The 12,181-nt window shown below is 64.2% G+C and carries 14 protein-coding genes; 2 read left to right on the top strand and 12 right to left on the bottom strand.

The window, feature by feature from the left end; translation table 11 throughout:
* Positions 1–10: 10 nt before the first annotated feature.
* The 3 genes from ACPFL9_RS02985 to ACPFL9_RS02975 form a co-directional block, all read right to left on the bottom strand.
* On the bottom strand, positions 11–1,027 hold the full coding sequence (locus ACPFL9_RS02985; RefSeq protein ID WP_426005756.1) for a VOC family protein: 1,017 nt from the start codon (positions 1,025–1,027) through the stop codon (positions 11–13).
* A 109-nt stretch (positions 1,028–1,136) separates the two neighbouring features.
* Complete coding sequence (locus ACPFL9_RS02980) at positions 1,137–1,934, bottom strand: hypothetical protein (RefSeq protein WP_426005755.1); 798 nt, start codon at positions 1,932–1,934, stop codon at positions 1,137–1,139.
* Positions 1,931–2,965: a Gfo/Idh/MocA family protein gene (locus ACPFL9_RS02975; protein WP_426005754.1), complete on the bottom strand. Its 1,035-nt coding sequence runs from the start codon at positions 2,963–2,965 to the stop codon at positions 1,931–1,933. Before ACPFL9_RS02975 ends, ACPFL9_RS02980 begins: the two co-directional genes overlap by 4 nt.
* A gap of 106 nt (positions 2,966–3,071) precedes the next feature.
* Between ACPFL9_RS02975 and ACPFL9_RS02970 the strand changes: the two genes are divergently transcribed.
* Complete coding sequence (locus ACPFL9_RS02970; protein ID WP_426005753.1) at positions 3,072–4,337, top strand: ROK family protein; 1,266 nt, start codon at positions 3,072–3,074, stop codon at positions 4,335–4,337.
* 45 nt (positions 4,338–4,382) lie between these two features.
* On the opposite strand, the gene ACPFL9_RS02965 is transcribed toward ACPFL9_RS02970, so the two are convergent.
* Positions 4,383–4,805, bottom strand: a complete 423-nt coding sequence (locus ACPFL9_RS02965) for a C-glycoside deglycosidase beta subunit domain-containing protein (protein ID WP_426005752.1) — start codon at positions 4,803–4,805, stop codon at positions 4,383–4,385.
* Positions 4,806–4,905: 100 nt separating this feature from the next.
* On the opposite strand from ACPFL9_RS02965, the gene ACPFL9_RS02960 reads away from it, so the two are divergent.
* Positions 4,906–5,925 carry a restriction endonuclease subunit R gene (locus ACPFL9_RS02960; RefSeq protein ID WP_426005751.1) on the top strand — a complete coding sequence of 340 codons (1,020 nt, stop codon included), beginning with the start codon at positions 4,906–4,908 and terminating at the stop codon, positions 5,923–5,925.
* 106 nt (positions 5,926–6,031) lie between these two features.
* Here ACPFL9_RS02960 and ACPFL9_RS02955 read toward each other — a convergent pair whose 3' ends face one another.
* From ACPFL9_RS02955 to ACPFL9_RS02920, 8 genes are read right to left on the bottom strand one after another with little or no spacing between them, the layout of a single operon-like run.
* Positions 6,032–6,211, bottom strand: a complete 180-nt coding sequence (locus ACPFL9_RS02955) for a hypothetical protein (protein ID WP_426005750.1) — start codon at positions 6,209–6,211, stop codon at positions 6,032–6,034.
* Positions 6,212–6,218: 7 nt separating this feature from the next.
* Positions 6,219–7,223, bottom strand: coding sequence for a sugar phosphate isomerase/epimerase family protein (locus ACPFL9_RS02950; protein ID WP_426005749.1), 1,005 nt, complete (start codon positions 7,221–7,223; stop codon positions 6,219–6,221).
* 15 nt (positions 7,224–7,238) lie between these two features.
* On the bottom strand, positions 7,239–8,423 hold the full coding sequence (locus tag ACPFL9_RS02945) for a Gfo/Idh/MocA family protein (RefSeq protein WP_426005748.1): 1,185 nt from the start codon (positions 8,421–8,423) through the stop codon (positions 7,239–7,241).
* Positions 8,420–8,818: a C-glycoside deglycosidase beta subunit domain-containing protein gene (locus ACPFL9_RS02940; protein ID WP_426005747.1), complete on the bottom strand. Its 399-nt coding sequence runs from the start codon at positions 8,816–8,818 to the stop codon at positions 8,420–8,422. The genes ACPFL9_RS02945 and ACPFL9_RS02940 overlap by 4 nt, the downstream gene beginning before the upstream one ends.
* An 8-nt stretch (positions 8,819–8,826) precedes the next feature.
* Positions 8,827–9,597 (bottom strand): nuclear transport factor 2 family protein, encoded by a 771-nt coding sequence (locus ACPFL9_RS02935; RefSeq protein ID WP_426005745.1) that lies wholly within the window; start codon positions 9,595–9,597, stop codon positions 8,827–8,829.
* Between the two features lie 12 nt (positions 9,598–9,609).
* A complete protein-coding gene (locus ACPFL9_RS02930) occupies positions 9,610–10,650 on the bottom strand; it encodes a sugar phosphate isomerase/epimerase family protein (RefSeq protein WP_426005744.1) in 1,041 nt (346 codons plus the stop codon).
* Positions 10,651–10,668: 18 nt separating this feature from the next.
* The gene (locus ACPFL9_RS02925; protein ID WP_426005743.1) at positions 10,669–11,772 is read right to left on the bottom strand and encodes a sugar phosphate isomerase/epimerase family protein; all 1,104 of its coding nucleotides are present in this window, start codon (positions 11,770–11,772) and stop codon (positions 10,669–10,671) included.
* Positions 11,772–12,164, bottom strand: a complete 393-nt coding sequence (locus ACPFL9_RS02920) for a C-glycoside deglycosidase beta subunit domain-containing protein (RefSeq protein ID WP_426005742.1) — start codon at positions 12,162–12,164, stop codon at positions 11,772–11,774. The genes ACPFL9_RS02925 and ACPFL9_RS02920 overlap by 1 nt, the downstream gene beginning before the upstream one ends.
* Positions 12,165–12,181: the final 17 nt, after the last annotated feature.

Below are 12,181 nucleotides of genomic sequence, written 5' to 3'. Positions count from 1 at the left end.
CCTGGATTGGCTAGCCCTGGCCTTGGCGGGCGTAGGGGTTGAAGAGTGCTTCCTTGATCTCGTCCGGCACGCCCTCTTCCGTAGCGCTGGGGCCATCGGCGGGCGGGAAGGACTCCGTCATGGACATCGGCATGGCACCGTTGCGGTACATGTTGTTCGATCCCAGGGAAGGGGTCCAGGTGTTAGGCTCCCAGTCCGGAACGTAGTTGCGGTAGCCGCCGGTGTTGAGCTCGATGCGCAGGCTGGACGGTTCCCGGTAGTAGAGGAAGTTCTGCTCGCCGATGCCGTGGATTGAGGGACCATACTCGATCGGGACACCGTTCTCGATCAGGGTGTCGGCCGCGATCAAGAGTTCCTCACGCGTGTCCACCCAGAAGGCGTAGTGGTTGATGCGGCCGGCGCGGGAGGAACCGTCGAGCACGACGCCGAGGTCGTGGGACTTTTCGTTGGTGGTCAGGACGGAGAAGACCGAGATGGGAGCCTCGTCCAGAACGGTCCTGGCCATGATCCGGAAGCCAAGGACGTCGTTGTACCACTTGGCGAAGCCGTCAACGTCGGATGTTGCGATGGTCACGTGGTCGAGCTGGCGCGGCGCTCCGGCCACCATGCTGCGGCGGGCCGGACGATCCGGGTACGTGGAAAGTTCGTTGCCCTCGGCCTGGTAGCGCGTGACATCCCAGTGCAGGGTCATGCTGTGGCCCCACGGACCGGTGAAGCGGTAGGCCCGACCGATGCCGTGAACCTCGATCCATTCGCCGGTGACACCGGCGGCCTCGATCCTGCGCGCCGCCTCGTCAAGGGCCTCGGCACTGGAGGTACGCCATGCCATGGTTTCCAGAGCCGGCTCGGTGCCGGGAACAACCACGACGCTGTAGCGGTAGTAGTCGCCCCAGCAGCGCAGATAGACGGCACCGTCGACGCGGTCTACAACCTTGAGGCCCACCTGCTTGACGTAGAAGTCAACGGAGGCTTCGACGTCGGGCGTGGTGATGGCCACATAGGAGAGGTGGGAGAGAAGCTTGATCATCTTCGATCCTTTCAATTTTTCGGCTGGCGAATGGTTCTGTGAAGCTGCCCACATCAAGTCTCCGGCCCGCCTGGCACATCAGGGAAGACGATATTGCCTATGCCGAAGATCAGCCTTGGTTATGCATCTGCAGGAGTGTGGCGACGATCCTCTGGTCCTCCAGCAGGTCAGCAAGGTCCGGCAGGAGGGCCCCCGAGGTGGCGGCGTCCACAGCGCGACGAAGGGCCAGCCGGGCGGGGCTTTCGTAGCGTGCAGCTGCGAGGGTGGAACCCCCGACGGATGATGTTGTGAGGCGGACTCCAGCTCCAGTGGGCCCTGATTCGACCACCGAACGGACCTCGCCCAAGGCCGCCACCCGGAGAACTGGAAGGGCATCCATCCGGGACAACCGAGTGGTCAGCACCGTCACAGGGAGGTGCCCCCGGGATGTTGCGGCGTGAAGCAGCGCCATGCCACCTTCAGCCGGTATAGGCACGGAGGTTGCCTCAAGCGGGCCACCTGCCAGCGTTGCCGCCCACCGCAGACCGTCACGGAGGGCAGACCCCTCGTCGCCGGCAGGCGCCGAGCATTCGATGGTCACCAGCGTCGCCGGACCGCCGGAGCGGGCTGCGAGGGCCGCCGCAAGATCGTCCGGCCGTGCCAACGGCCGCTCGACCGCCACAGGGATGGACAGCCGGCCGAGGAGGGTCGCCACCGCTTCCGCCGGAACCTTCTGCGGATTGCCAACGACGGCGGCCACGGCACCTTCGGCTTGCGCGTGAAGCAGCGCGGTCCACCAGTCACCGCTTCCGGGGATGTCGACCACTGAGCCCCTGACCGACCCGGCCTTCCTCGTGCCTGTCGGCAGCTCTGCGACGGCTGCCCGATAGCGCGCGGAGGCGGCAAATACGGGAACAGCCGGGTTCATGGCCGGTCTCCTGCCGTCATGACATCAAAGACCCGTTCGGCCAGTTCAATTGGGTACAGGGCGTCGGCCAGGATGAGATCGTAGTCAACGGGATGGCGTCCCTCCACAAGCTCGGCAAAATTCAGCCACTCCGCTTCATAGCCGTCCATTCGCGATGGCGGGTGGTTGATCGCCGAACCATCGGCGGGACGCGTGGCGACCGAACCGCTGCCGGCGTGCACGAACGGCGGCGAATAGTCCAGGTCAAGCCGCTGGCTCCCCGTGAAGAAGCTCATGCGCCAGAGGGAATCCGGCCCTCCGGGGAGCATGGTGAGGGCAAGCTGGATGTCGATCCCGCTGGCCCTGTACCCCACCGCATAGCCGATCGGCGGGACAAACCGTGCATACTGCACCGCCTCGATGTGGGGTGCTACGTAGCGGATGGCCGGAAGGTCGTGGATCGCAAGCCCCGTGATCAGCTGCTTCACGATGGCTGCCGCGATGGCCGGGTCCTGCGTGTCAGGCCGCCCCCGGGACGGAGCCGGGAACGGTCCGCCGTCGAAAACCACCTCGTGGTAGCGGCCGTTGGGAGGAAGAGCCAAGGTGACGGCAATGGATTGGACCGGCTCGTCCAACTGGTCCAGCCAGCCGCGGACCTGCAGCCACGCGGGGTCGTACAGGTGGTTGGTGCCCACCATCAGCGCCACGCCGGCTTCCCGGCAGGCAGTTACGACGGCGGTCGCCTCCTCCCGGCGGGTGGCCAATGGCTTCTCGCAGAAGATGGCTTTCTTTCCCGCACTGACCGCGGCCTGGATCTGCCGTTGATGTTCAGAGGGAGGAGTGCAGACAGCCACAACGTCAACGTCGGCGTCAGCAAGGAGCTCCCGGTCTCCCTTCGACCACCGGACACCCAAGGGCCCCGCCAACTGCTGGGACCTGCCACTGCCGCCGTCAGCAATATGGGTTACCCGGATCCGGCTCCATAACCGGCCAACCGTAGGAAGATGCAGCGCTCCGACACCGGGTCCGGCACCCAGGAATCCTAATTTCACAGCGTTACCCTCTCTTTTGTCAGTATTATCCATAAGTTGATGTGATTCTGGCTATAGTCGAGGATTTCCGCACCTTAGTACCGCTTCTGTGGAAGAATCTGGGGATATGACCACAGATTCGACGCTCCGGTTTGGCGCACAGACGGACGAAGTCACGAGCCTGCTCCGCATCGTCAACCTCGTCCGTACAGGAGAAGCCACCACGCGCCCCGAGATTGGCCGCGTGACAGGCCTCGGCCGCGGCGTCGTCACCCAACGGGTGGACCAGGCAATCCACATGGGATTCCTGGGCGACGGGGAGTTCGGCGCCTCATCCGGCGGTCGCGCGCCACGCACCCTCCGCTTCAGGTCGGAGCAGGGCCGCATCATCGTCTGCGCCCTCGGCGCCCTGCACATCCGGGTTGGCTATGCCGACCTGGACGGAGACATCATGGAGCAGAAACACCGGGAATGGGACATCGCCCGTGGGCCTGAGGAAACCCTCAAGGCGGCCATGGAACTCCTGGATGAGCTGCTAAACGGGGCCGAAGAGAAGCCGGTGTGGTCGGCGGTGATCGGCGTGCCGGGACCGGTGGACTTCGCCACCGGGCAGCCCGTGGCTCCGCCCATCATGCCGGGGTGGAACGGTTTCGACATCCGGACGCCCTTCGAGGAACGCTTCGACGCACCGGCATGGGTGGATAACGACGTCAACCTGCTGGCCTTGGGTGAACGTGCCCGACGCCGCGACGCCTACGCAGACCTTATCTACTGCAAGATCGGCTCCGGCATTGGAGCGGGCTTGCTGTCGCAGGGACGCATCCACCGCGGAGCGAACGGCGCCGCCGGCGACATCGGCCATGTCCGCGTGCCGGACTCGGACGCCCCGTGCCGTTGCGGCAAGGTTGGCTGCCTGGAGGCCGTCGCCGGCGGCTGGGCATTGATCCGCGACGCTGAGCTCGCCATCAAGGAAGGCGCCACCGGCCCGCTCGCCACCTCAGTTCAGAAGGGGAACCCGCTCTCTCCCGAGGCGATCGCCTTGGCCGCGGTCAACGGTGACGGTCTTGCTGTTCGGCTGCTGCAGAACTCGGCGCGGGTGGTCGGAGAGTCAATCGCCGGCCTGGTGAACATGTTCAACCCGGGAATCATCGTGATTGGCGGAGCCATGGCCTCTGCCGGCGAGGTCTACCTGGCCGAAGTGCGGCAGCGGGTCTACGAGCTATCCCTCCCCCTGGCCACCAGGGACCTCCGGATCCTGTTGTCGGTCAATGACGAGCGCGAGCCATTGCGGGGCGGAGTGGAACTTGCACGGGAGCAGCTCTTCGAAACTACCTTCCCGCGATGGTTCGCGCAGGGCAAGCCCGGGCCGGTCAAGACTCTGACGGCTTCGTAAGGACCAAGAACCCGCCCTCCGCACACAACCCCCCAACCGTCCGCGTCAGGCTACATCACGGGAGACTTCCGCGGCTCCGGGGCTTCGAACCAGCAGCATCGCCTCCATATGGAGCGGCAACACGAGTGGGCCTTCTCCCCCGCCCCGCAGATAGGGCACCATCAGCTCAAAATCGACCGCCACGTGGTGGCGACCGGGGCCGAAGTCTCCGGGGCCGGCCGGAATGAAGAGCACCAGGCGATCCTGGATGAACCACCAGCCCGCCTCGTCCGCCAAAGCCCCGGCAGGCACAGTGCGTTCGCCGAGATGGACGTGCAGGTCATCGCTTACGGACACCCCGTCCATCCTCACGGAAAACCCGGAAACGCTGGAGAGCGGCATGGACCGGATCCACGGCAAGCCAATCCGCAGCTCATAACCCTCCTGCACCACCGTCAACGCATCCTCGCGCAACGCGTTCTGCAGCATCGCCCACTCCTTCATTCATCGCCATCTTTGGCTATTTGATGATTTTTGTCTGATTCTGACATAAGTTTGTCAGTAAGCAACTATTTTGGAAAGGCCCACCATGGACGCCACTCTTCCCACCGGCTGGACGCTGGCCGCCAGTGCTTTCAACTGGACCCCGCACATCATCGAAGCCCGTCGAACCAGCGCGGAGATCGTGACAGGCATCGCCGGGGACAACGTGGCCAACGTTATCGAGCTGGAGCCGGGCCTGCTCTGGCGGACCTTTCCTGCGCCGCAGAACCACGAGGTTGACGCCTTCCGCGAGGAGCTCCGGGCCGCGGGAGGCCGGGTCAGTACAGTCGGCTGCAGCCTGGATGATTTCACGGGTACAACGCAACGCCGTACTACCGGCCAGCGGCTTGAATTCCTGGTTCCCCAACTGGACGCAGCACATCGCGTGGGTGCTACGGGCGTGCGGCTCCCGATCGGGCAGGCCGGTCCTGAGCTCCTGCGCCTGATCCTGCCTCTCCTGCATGACCTGGACCTGGTCCTTTTTGAAGAGATCCAAGGCCACCAGACTCCACTCAATCCCCAGATCCGCCCTGCCCTGGACCAGATCGCCGCGCTGGACGATCCAAAGGTCAGGGTCCTGGTAGACATCAGCATGCTGATGCCGGGACTGCCTGTTACTTATCTTGATGAGTTGGCCCGCGGGGGTGTCTCTCCAGTGTTGTGCAGCAGGTTGGAGAGCGAGTGGAAGGACCCTTCCACCAATCAGGCAGTGGTGGCTGCGCTGCGTTCCGGTACCGTTCCCGGACGGATCCACACTTTGTTCATGAACCTGCTTATCCGGTTCGGTCGCAGCGACGCCGCCGAGCTGCGGGACATCATGCCGCTTGTGGGCGCGTTCCACTTGAAGTTTTGGGATCTGGAGGACGCGGACGGGCGGGTTTCGCAGCCCATCGAAGATCTTGGTCGGCTGTTGACCCGGCAGGGATTCACGGGAACGCTCACCAGCGAGTGGGGCGGCCACGAATGGCTGCGGAATGATCCCTCGGAGATGACCCGACGGCACCTGGCACTGGCGGAAGCATCGCTCGCCGCGGGCTCCACCCGGGAACCTGCAAAGGCTACCTGAACCACTTCGCGGGAACCGCGCCCGGTTCGCCGTAACGGAACAGCGAACTGGGCGCCTGACCCACGAACTCGTGCGCCCGACACCGGAATGTGCTCGGCGATAGCGGTCATGGGGGTGGGTGCCCCGGGGCAGAAATCTGCTCTACGGGTGCGAAGCGCGTGGCCGAGCCGACAAGGACGACGGCGCCATCCTCCGCAAACGCCAAAGCGGCCACGCGGCCCTGGCCGCTGGCGATGCCGATGATAACGGCAGTCTTGCCTTCGAGCCTGGGCCTGCGCAGCCGCATGGTTCCCCTACTTGGTACTGAACGCGGCGTCGAAAGCCGCGGCGGAGGGTTGGTAGGAGGAGAGCTTGCGGACAAAGCCCAAGGCCTCCGGCGCACCGAGCAAGCGGTCCATGCCCGCGTCCTCCCACTCCACGGACAAGGGACCGGAGTAGTCGATCGCGTTCAGCATGCGGAACGCGTCCTCCCACGGAACGTCCCCATGCCCCGTGGAGATGAAGTCCCAGCCGCGGCGTGGGTCAGCCCAGGCAAGGTGCGAGGACAGCCGGCCGTTGCGGCCATTGCTGAGGCGCTTCTTCGTGTCCTTGCAATGCACGTGGTAGATGCGTTCCTTGAAGTCCCACAGGAAGCCGACGGGATCGATATCTTGCCAGACCATGTGGCTCGGGTCCCAGTTCAGGCCGAAGGCCTCGCGGTGACCGATCGCTTCCAGCGCGCGCTGGGTGGTCCAGTAGTCATACGCGATCTCGGACGGGTGGACTTCATGGGCGAAGCGGACACCCACCTCGTCGAAGACGTCCAGGATGGGGTTCCACCGGTCCGCGAAGTCCTGGTACCCGGCGTCGATCATCTTCTCGCTGGCTGGCGGGAACATGGCCACGTACTTCCAGATGGCTGAACCCGTGAAGCCGGTGACGGTCTTGACGCCGAGCTTCGCGGCCAGGCGGGCCGTGTTCTTCATTTCCTCGGCAGCACGGCGGCGGACACCTTCCGGATCGCCGTCGCCCCAGACAATATCGGGGAGGATGTCCCGGTGGCGCTGGTCGATGGGGTCATCGCAGACGGCCTGGCCCTTGAGGTGGTTGGAGATGGTCCACACCTTGAGGCCGTTCCGTTCCAGGACATCGAGCTTTTCCTGGACATAGGCCTCGTCGCCCCAACGCCAGGGATCAAGGTGGTCGCCCCAGCACGCGATTTCAAGCCCGTCGTAGCCCCACTCTCCAGCGAGCCGGGCGACCTCTTCGAACGGCAGGTCGGCCCACTGCCCGGTAAACAGGGTGATTGGTCGTGCCATGTTGTGGTCCTCTTTCTATGCCTTCACCGGGACGTCCGCCGCAACGCGCGTCCACACCGAATCGTTCTCCGAGCTGCGTTCCACCGCATCCAGTACGCGCTGTACCCGGAGGCCATCGGCAAACGTGGGGTGCGGGTCCGTGTTCCGTACGATGCCTTCCACCAGGTCCTTCACCTGGTGGGAGAAGCCGTGTTCGTAACCGAGCATGTGCCCCGCCGGCCACCAGGCCGAGACGTACGGGTGGACGGGTTCGGTCACCAGGATCTTGCGGAAGCCCTGCAGGTCCGCCGGTGCCGTCCGGTCGTAGAACTGGATGCTGTTGAGGTCCTCAAGGTCGAACGCAAGAGCCCCCTTGTCCCCGGAAACCTCAATCGTGAGCGCATTCTTGCGGCCCGTGGCAAACCGGGTGGCCTCGAAGGAGGCCAAGGCCCCCGAGGCCAGGCGCCCGGTGAAGATCGCGATGTCGTCCACGGTGACCTGGCCGTAGCCGGCAGTGGCCTTGCCGGAGAGGCCGGAACCGCTGCCCTGGAGCGGACGCTGCTTGACGATCGTGTCCAACACGCCGGAAACGCGTTCCACATCCATACCGGTCACGTATTCCACCAAGTCGATCGCGTGCGCTCCGATGTCCCCCAAGGCACCGGAACCCGCGTGCTCTTTCTGGAGCCGCCATGCCAGGGGCATGTCCGGGTCCACGAGCCAGTCCTGGCGGTAAGACGCGCGGACGTGGGCGATCCTGCCCACCACGCCCTCGGCAATGAGCTGGCGAAGGAAGGTCACCGCCGGAACCCTGCGGTAGGTGAACCCGACCATGGCCTTGATGCCCCGTGCGGCGGCACGTTCTGCGGCAGCGGCCATGGCCTCCGCCTCGGCAACGGTATTGGCCAGTGGCTTCTCGCACAGCACATGTTTGCCTGCGTCCAGGGCGGCGATGGCGATCTCCGCGTGGGAGTCACCGGGGGTGACGATGTCCACGATGTCGATGTCGTCCCTGGCAACGACTTCACGCCAGTCGGTTGCCGACTCGGCCCAGCCCCATTTGGTGGCCGCCCTGGCAACGGCACCGGCATCGCGGCCAACAATCACTGCCATCTCCGCCCCCGCCGGAAGATCAAACACCCGTGGTGCCGTGCGCCAGCCCTGGGAATGGGCCGCGCCCATGAACCCGTAGCCGATCATGGCCACCCGGAGGCTTTTCATGCCAGCACGACTTTGCGTTCGACGGCCACGCGGTTGCCCACATAGCGCATGGGTGCGATCTGCATATACAGCAGGCGGAGGGTCAGGATGACCTCGACGTCGATCTCCTCGCCTGCGTCGGGGACGCGGTCAAGCGGGATGATGATGTCCGGCTTGTCTGCGACGAACCACAGGGTTTCCCACTGGTCCGGGAGTTCGGCAATGGAGTAGGACTTGCCCTGCAGTTCGAAGCGCAATTCCGACGTCGGGATGTCGACGCCGTTGACGGTCGCCGCCACGTCATCCACAGCGGACAGCCAGAGGCTGCGGTACCACGGCAACTGCACCGAAACGGAAATGCCTTCGGGGTGCCGGCGGACGTCAGCGTCCTGGAAAAGGGAGTTGTGGGTTGCCATGATGATCCTTACTCGAATGTCTCGACGAAAGTCTGGTGCGGAACCGGCGGTTGCGGATCCAGGGTCTGCCGCGTGGACGGGCTGTACGGGTGGTACTCGGCGGGAACGGGCTCGTCGGCCGGGGGCATGAAGACGGGCTTGCCGTCATCACCGAAGTACATGAGGTCCAGGGCGAAGGCGTGCTGGTTCTTCTCGGCGAAACTGATCCAGTTTTCCTCGAAGGGCGCCCGGAGGAGCTCGTAGCAGCGGAACTTCCAGATCTTCCATTCACCGTCCTGGCGGAGGAAGTCCACGGCATACTTGCACCAGACCCAGTGCGCCCACACCTTTTTGCCCTGCACTTCGCCGGGCGAATACATGTAGTCGGGGCTTTCCTTGGCCACCTCCGGGTCGGTTAACCCCGATTCGTTGCCGGTCATGATCCACACGCCCTTGGCGGTCTCACCGTCAGCGGCCACCTCGATCACCGGCGTGGTGGTGTAATGCAGGATCAGCTTGCCCACAGGCGTTGGGCGGCCCTGGTGGTACCCGATCACGCTGTCGTAATCGGTGTACTGTCCGGCGTTGGTGTACCTGGCCCGAATGCCTGGAGTCCCGCGCTTGACCCACAGCGGAATGATCTGCTCATCCTGGAAGGCGTTGTGCAGGTACATGTAGCGGTTGAACAGGTTTTCAATGTCACCGCGGTCGTTGGCGCGGCGGGCCAGGCGCTGGGTTTCCTTCAGCTCGGCCCGGAGTTGCTCGATCTCCGCCGTGAGGTCCGTATCTATGGCAGGCATGTCGCCCCTCCCCTACGCCGTTGCGACGGAATCGGTGGCGCGGGCCTCTTCGATGGCGCGGCGCATCAGGGCGTGCTGCTTCTTGACCAAGTCGATCGGATCCGACTCGCCCAGGTCGGCAAAGGCGTGGCCTTCCCACTCGCTGGACAGGAAGCCCTTGTAGCCACCCTTGACGAACTGGCGCACGATCCTCGGGATGTCCATGGCGGGCTCATTGCCGTCCTGGTCAATGTCGTAGAACTTCGCGTGCACGTGGAACATTTGCGGCATGATGTCCAACCATTCCTCCGGAGCCACCAAGCCGTGCATGTTGAACGCGAGCCGGGTGAAGGGACCGAGGTTGGCGGGGTCGAAGTTGTTGGAGCGCAGGTAGTCCTCGAACTCCTGGTTGCGTTCCTGCATGGGCAGGGGCTTGCGCCAGATGTCCTGCATCACGGCGAAGTGTTCCTCAGGCAAGCCCATCTGGGTCAGCGTCCGGTAGAGGGTAGGCGACAGGCTGTGCATGGTGGAACTGAAATCGGCCGTGAAGCCAAGGCGTTCGCTCCCCAGTTCCTCGTACATCTCACGGATCTGCAGGATCTTGGGGTCGTTCGGGCCCTGCGGAGCGTGGATTTCGTAGCCGAGCTTCTGGTCGTACTTCTCGGCCAGCGGCAGGAGCCGGCGCAGCAGTTCCTTGCCGGCGGAGCGGATGACGATCTTGTGGAAGCCCAAGGTGTTGGCCGTCTTCAGCTGGCGGGCAAAGAAGTCGTATTCCTCGTCCGGGGTCATGTCACGGTCCTTGCGCCGGCCCATGTCCAGGTTGGTACCTACCGCACTGGGAGTCAGCCCGTAGCGGTCCATGCTGTCCCGCCAGAGCTTGACGAAGTCGTCGTCGACATCCGGGTAGGTGCGCAGCATCTGCGCAATGTTGAATTCGACGCCGGGACCAAGGCCTTCATCGGCAACGGCCTTGATGAGGGTCTCGGGGGTGTAGATCCCTGCCGCAAATTCCGAGGTGAGGGAGTAGAGGGTGATGCCAAGCTCGATGCCCGAGCCTGCGATGCCGTTAGACATGGTGGTATCCGTTTCTTCTTAGCCGAGGACCGGCTGGGCGAGGTGACTGCTGAGGATGCGGCGGGCTTCAGACGCATCGGTAATCATGGCCGAGCCTGCGTTGGAGGCTGCAGAGCGCTGGACCGTCTGTTCCCCGCGGATGATCTCGAAGGGGTCCTGCCAGTTGTTCCAGTGCCAGCCTTCGTATTCGCTGGAGATGGCACCGGAGTAGCCGTTCTCCACGAGCTGGCGGACAAGGTCCCGTACCGGCACGGACGGCTCTTCGCCGTTCTCGTCGATGCCGAAGAATTTTCCATGGACGTGGCGGACGAAAGGCATGATTTCAAGCCAGGTATCGATCGGAGCCGGACCGAACAGCCCGGTGCCGTTGATGGCGAAGTCGATGCCGAGGTCCGGACGTCCATGCCGGGCAGCCAGGCCAATGAAGGCTCCGAAGCGTTCCCCGTGGACCTTCTGCGTATTGGGCGGGCCCTCGGCGTAGAAGCCATTCCAGAGCTCAACTACCTGCTGGAGCAGCTCTTCGGAAGCACCACGGCGCCGGTAAGCCTCAACAAGGGAGGGAGCGAATCCGGTGACCGTAGCGCCCCAGTCGGCGGTAAATCCGAGCAGCGGCGAGTTGAGTTTCTCGTAGCGATCGCGCAGGGCAAGGACGCGCTCATGGGCGCCATGCTGGTCTGCGTGGACCTCCAGCGCCAAGGTGACCCCGTATTTTTCAGCCACGGGCAGCAGGCTTTCCATGGCGTCCGGTGTCAGGGAGATCTGGACCCGGGCGATCGGGAATCCCAGCCGTGAGGCCACCTCGATCTGCGTCCGCATGTACTCCACCAGTTCGTCGTGGTTCATGAGGCGGTCCCTGCGGATGCCCGTGTCCACATTGACGGCCAGGGAGGTGGGCACCAGGTCCACTTCCGCTACCAGGTCGCGGAAGTGGCCGACGAAGGAATCATCAATCTTGTCCGGGAAACCGCGCAGGCTTGAAAAGCCAATGATTTCCAGTCCGGGGCCGAAGCCCTCCGCAACCACCTTGCGGATCAGGCCGTCAAGATCGTACTGCCGGCCGTGGAAGGCACGGGTAAAGCTGTACAGGGTTACGCCCTGGATGGGCGTGCCGAGGCCGGTCATCACTGTCCTACCTTCATGGTCTTGGTGCAGTTCTCTTCGATGTGCAGGACCCCGTGGTCCGTAATGATGTAGGGGATGTAGAGCTTGAGGTCCACCCGGACCTCATGGTCAGCCGCTGTGTCATCAATCGGCAGTTCGCCCGAAAGGACGGCCGAATCCAGCGGGTACCACCACTCCCCTGTCTCTTCCACGAGTTCGTCGAAGCTGAAGGTGCGCTCATTCATGGTCCAGCGCAGCGATTCCTTGGGCGCAGCCACACCGTCAACGGTGAGCGACGCGTCAGCGATGCACGAACCCGGAAGGGCGCGGTACCACGGGATTCGGACTTCGACGGCGGTCCGGTCGCCTTCGGTGGTGAGCGTTCCCTGCTCGATCATGCGGTCGGCAATCATCGGGACTCCTTGTCTTG

It is taken from the genome of Paenarthrobacter sp. NyZ202, from assembly GCF_049860755.1.
GTDB lineage: Bacteria > Actinomycetota > Actinomycetes > Actinomycetales > Micrococcaceae > Arthrobacter.
This window is presented reverse-complemented; position numbering and strand designations above follow the sequence as displayed.

Excerpts from the sequence above, each read along its gene's own strand:
- ACPFL9_RS02985 (WP_426005756.1), bottom strand. The coding sequence starts at position 1,027 with ATGATCAAGCTTCTCTCCCACCTCTCCTATGTGGCCATCACCACGCCC.
- ACPFL9_RS02980 (WP_426005755.1), bottom strand. The coding sequence starts at position 1,934 with ATGAACCCGGCTGTTCCCGTATTTGCCGCCTCCGCGCGCTATCGGGCA.
- ACPFL9_RS02970 (WP_426005753.1), top strand. The coding sequence starts at position 3,072 with ATGACCACAGATTCGACGCTCCGGTTTGGCGCACAGACGGACGAAGTC.
- ACPFL9_RS02965 (WP_426005752.1), bottom strand. The coding sequence starts at position 4,805 with ATGCTGCAGAACGCGTTGCGCGAGGATGCGTTGACGGTGGTGCAGGAG.
- ACPFL9_RS02960 (WP_426005751.1), top strand. The coding sequence starts at position 4,906 with ATGGACGCCACTCTTCCCACCGGCTGGACGCTGGCCGCCAGTGCTTTC.
- ACPFL9_RS02955 (WP_426005750.1), bottom strand. The coding sequence starts at position 6,211 with ATGCGGCTGCGCAGGCCCAGGCTCGAAGGCAAGACTGCCGTTATCATC.
- ACPFL9_RS02950 (WP_426005749.1), bottom strand. The coding sequence starts at position 7,223 with ATGGCACGACCAATCACCCTGTTTACCGGGCAGTGGGCCGACCTGCCG.
- ACPFL9_RS02945 (WP_426005748.1), bottom strand. The coding sequence starts at position 8,423 with ATGAAAAGCCTCCGGGTGGCCATGATCGGCTACGGGTTCATGGGCGCG.
- ACPFL9_RS02940 (WP_426005747.1), bottom strand. The coding sequence starts at position 8,818 with ATGGCAACCCACAACTCCCTTTTCCAGGACGCTGACGTCCGCCGGCAC.
- ACPFL9_RS02935 (WP_426005745.1), bottom strand. The coding sequence starts at position 9,597 with ATGCCTGCCATAGATACGGACCTCACGGCGGAGATCGAGCAACTCCGG.
- ACPFL9_RS02930 (WP_426005744.1), bottom strand. The coding sequence starts at position 10,650 with ATGTCTAACGGCATCGCAGGCTCGGGCATCGAGCTTGGCATCACCCTC.
- ACPFL9_RS02925 (WP_426005743.1), bottom strand. The coding sequence starts at position 11,772 with ATGACCGGCCTCGGCACGCCCATCCAGGGCGTAACCCTGTACAGCTTT.
- ACPFL9_RS02920 (WP_426005742.1), bottom strand. The coding sequence starts at position 12,164 with ATGATTGCCGACCGCATGATCGAGCAGGGAACGCTCACCACCGAAGGC.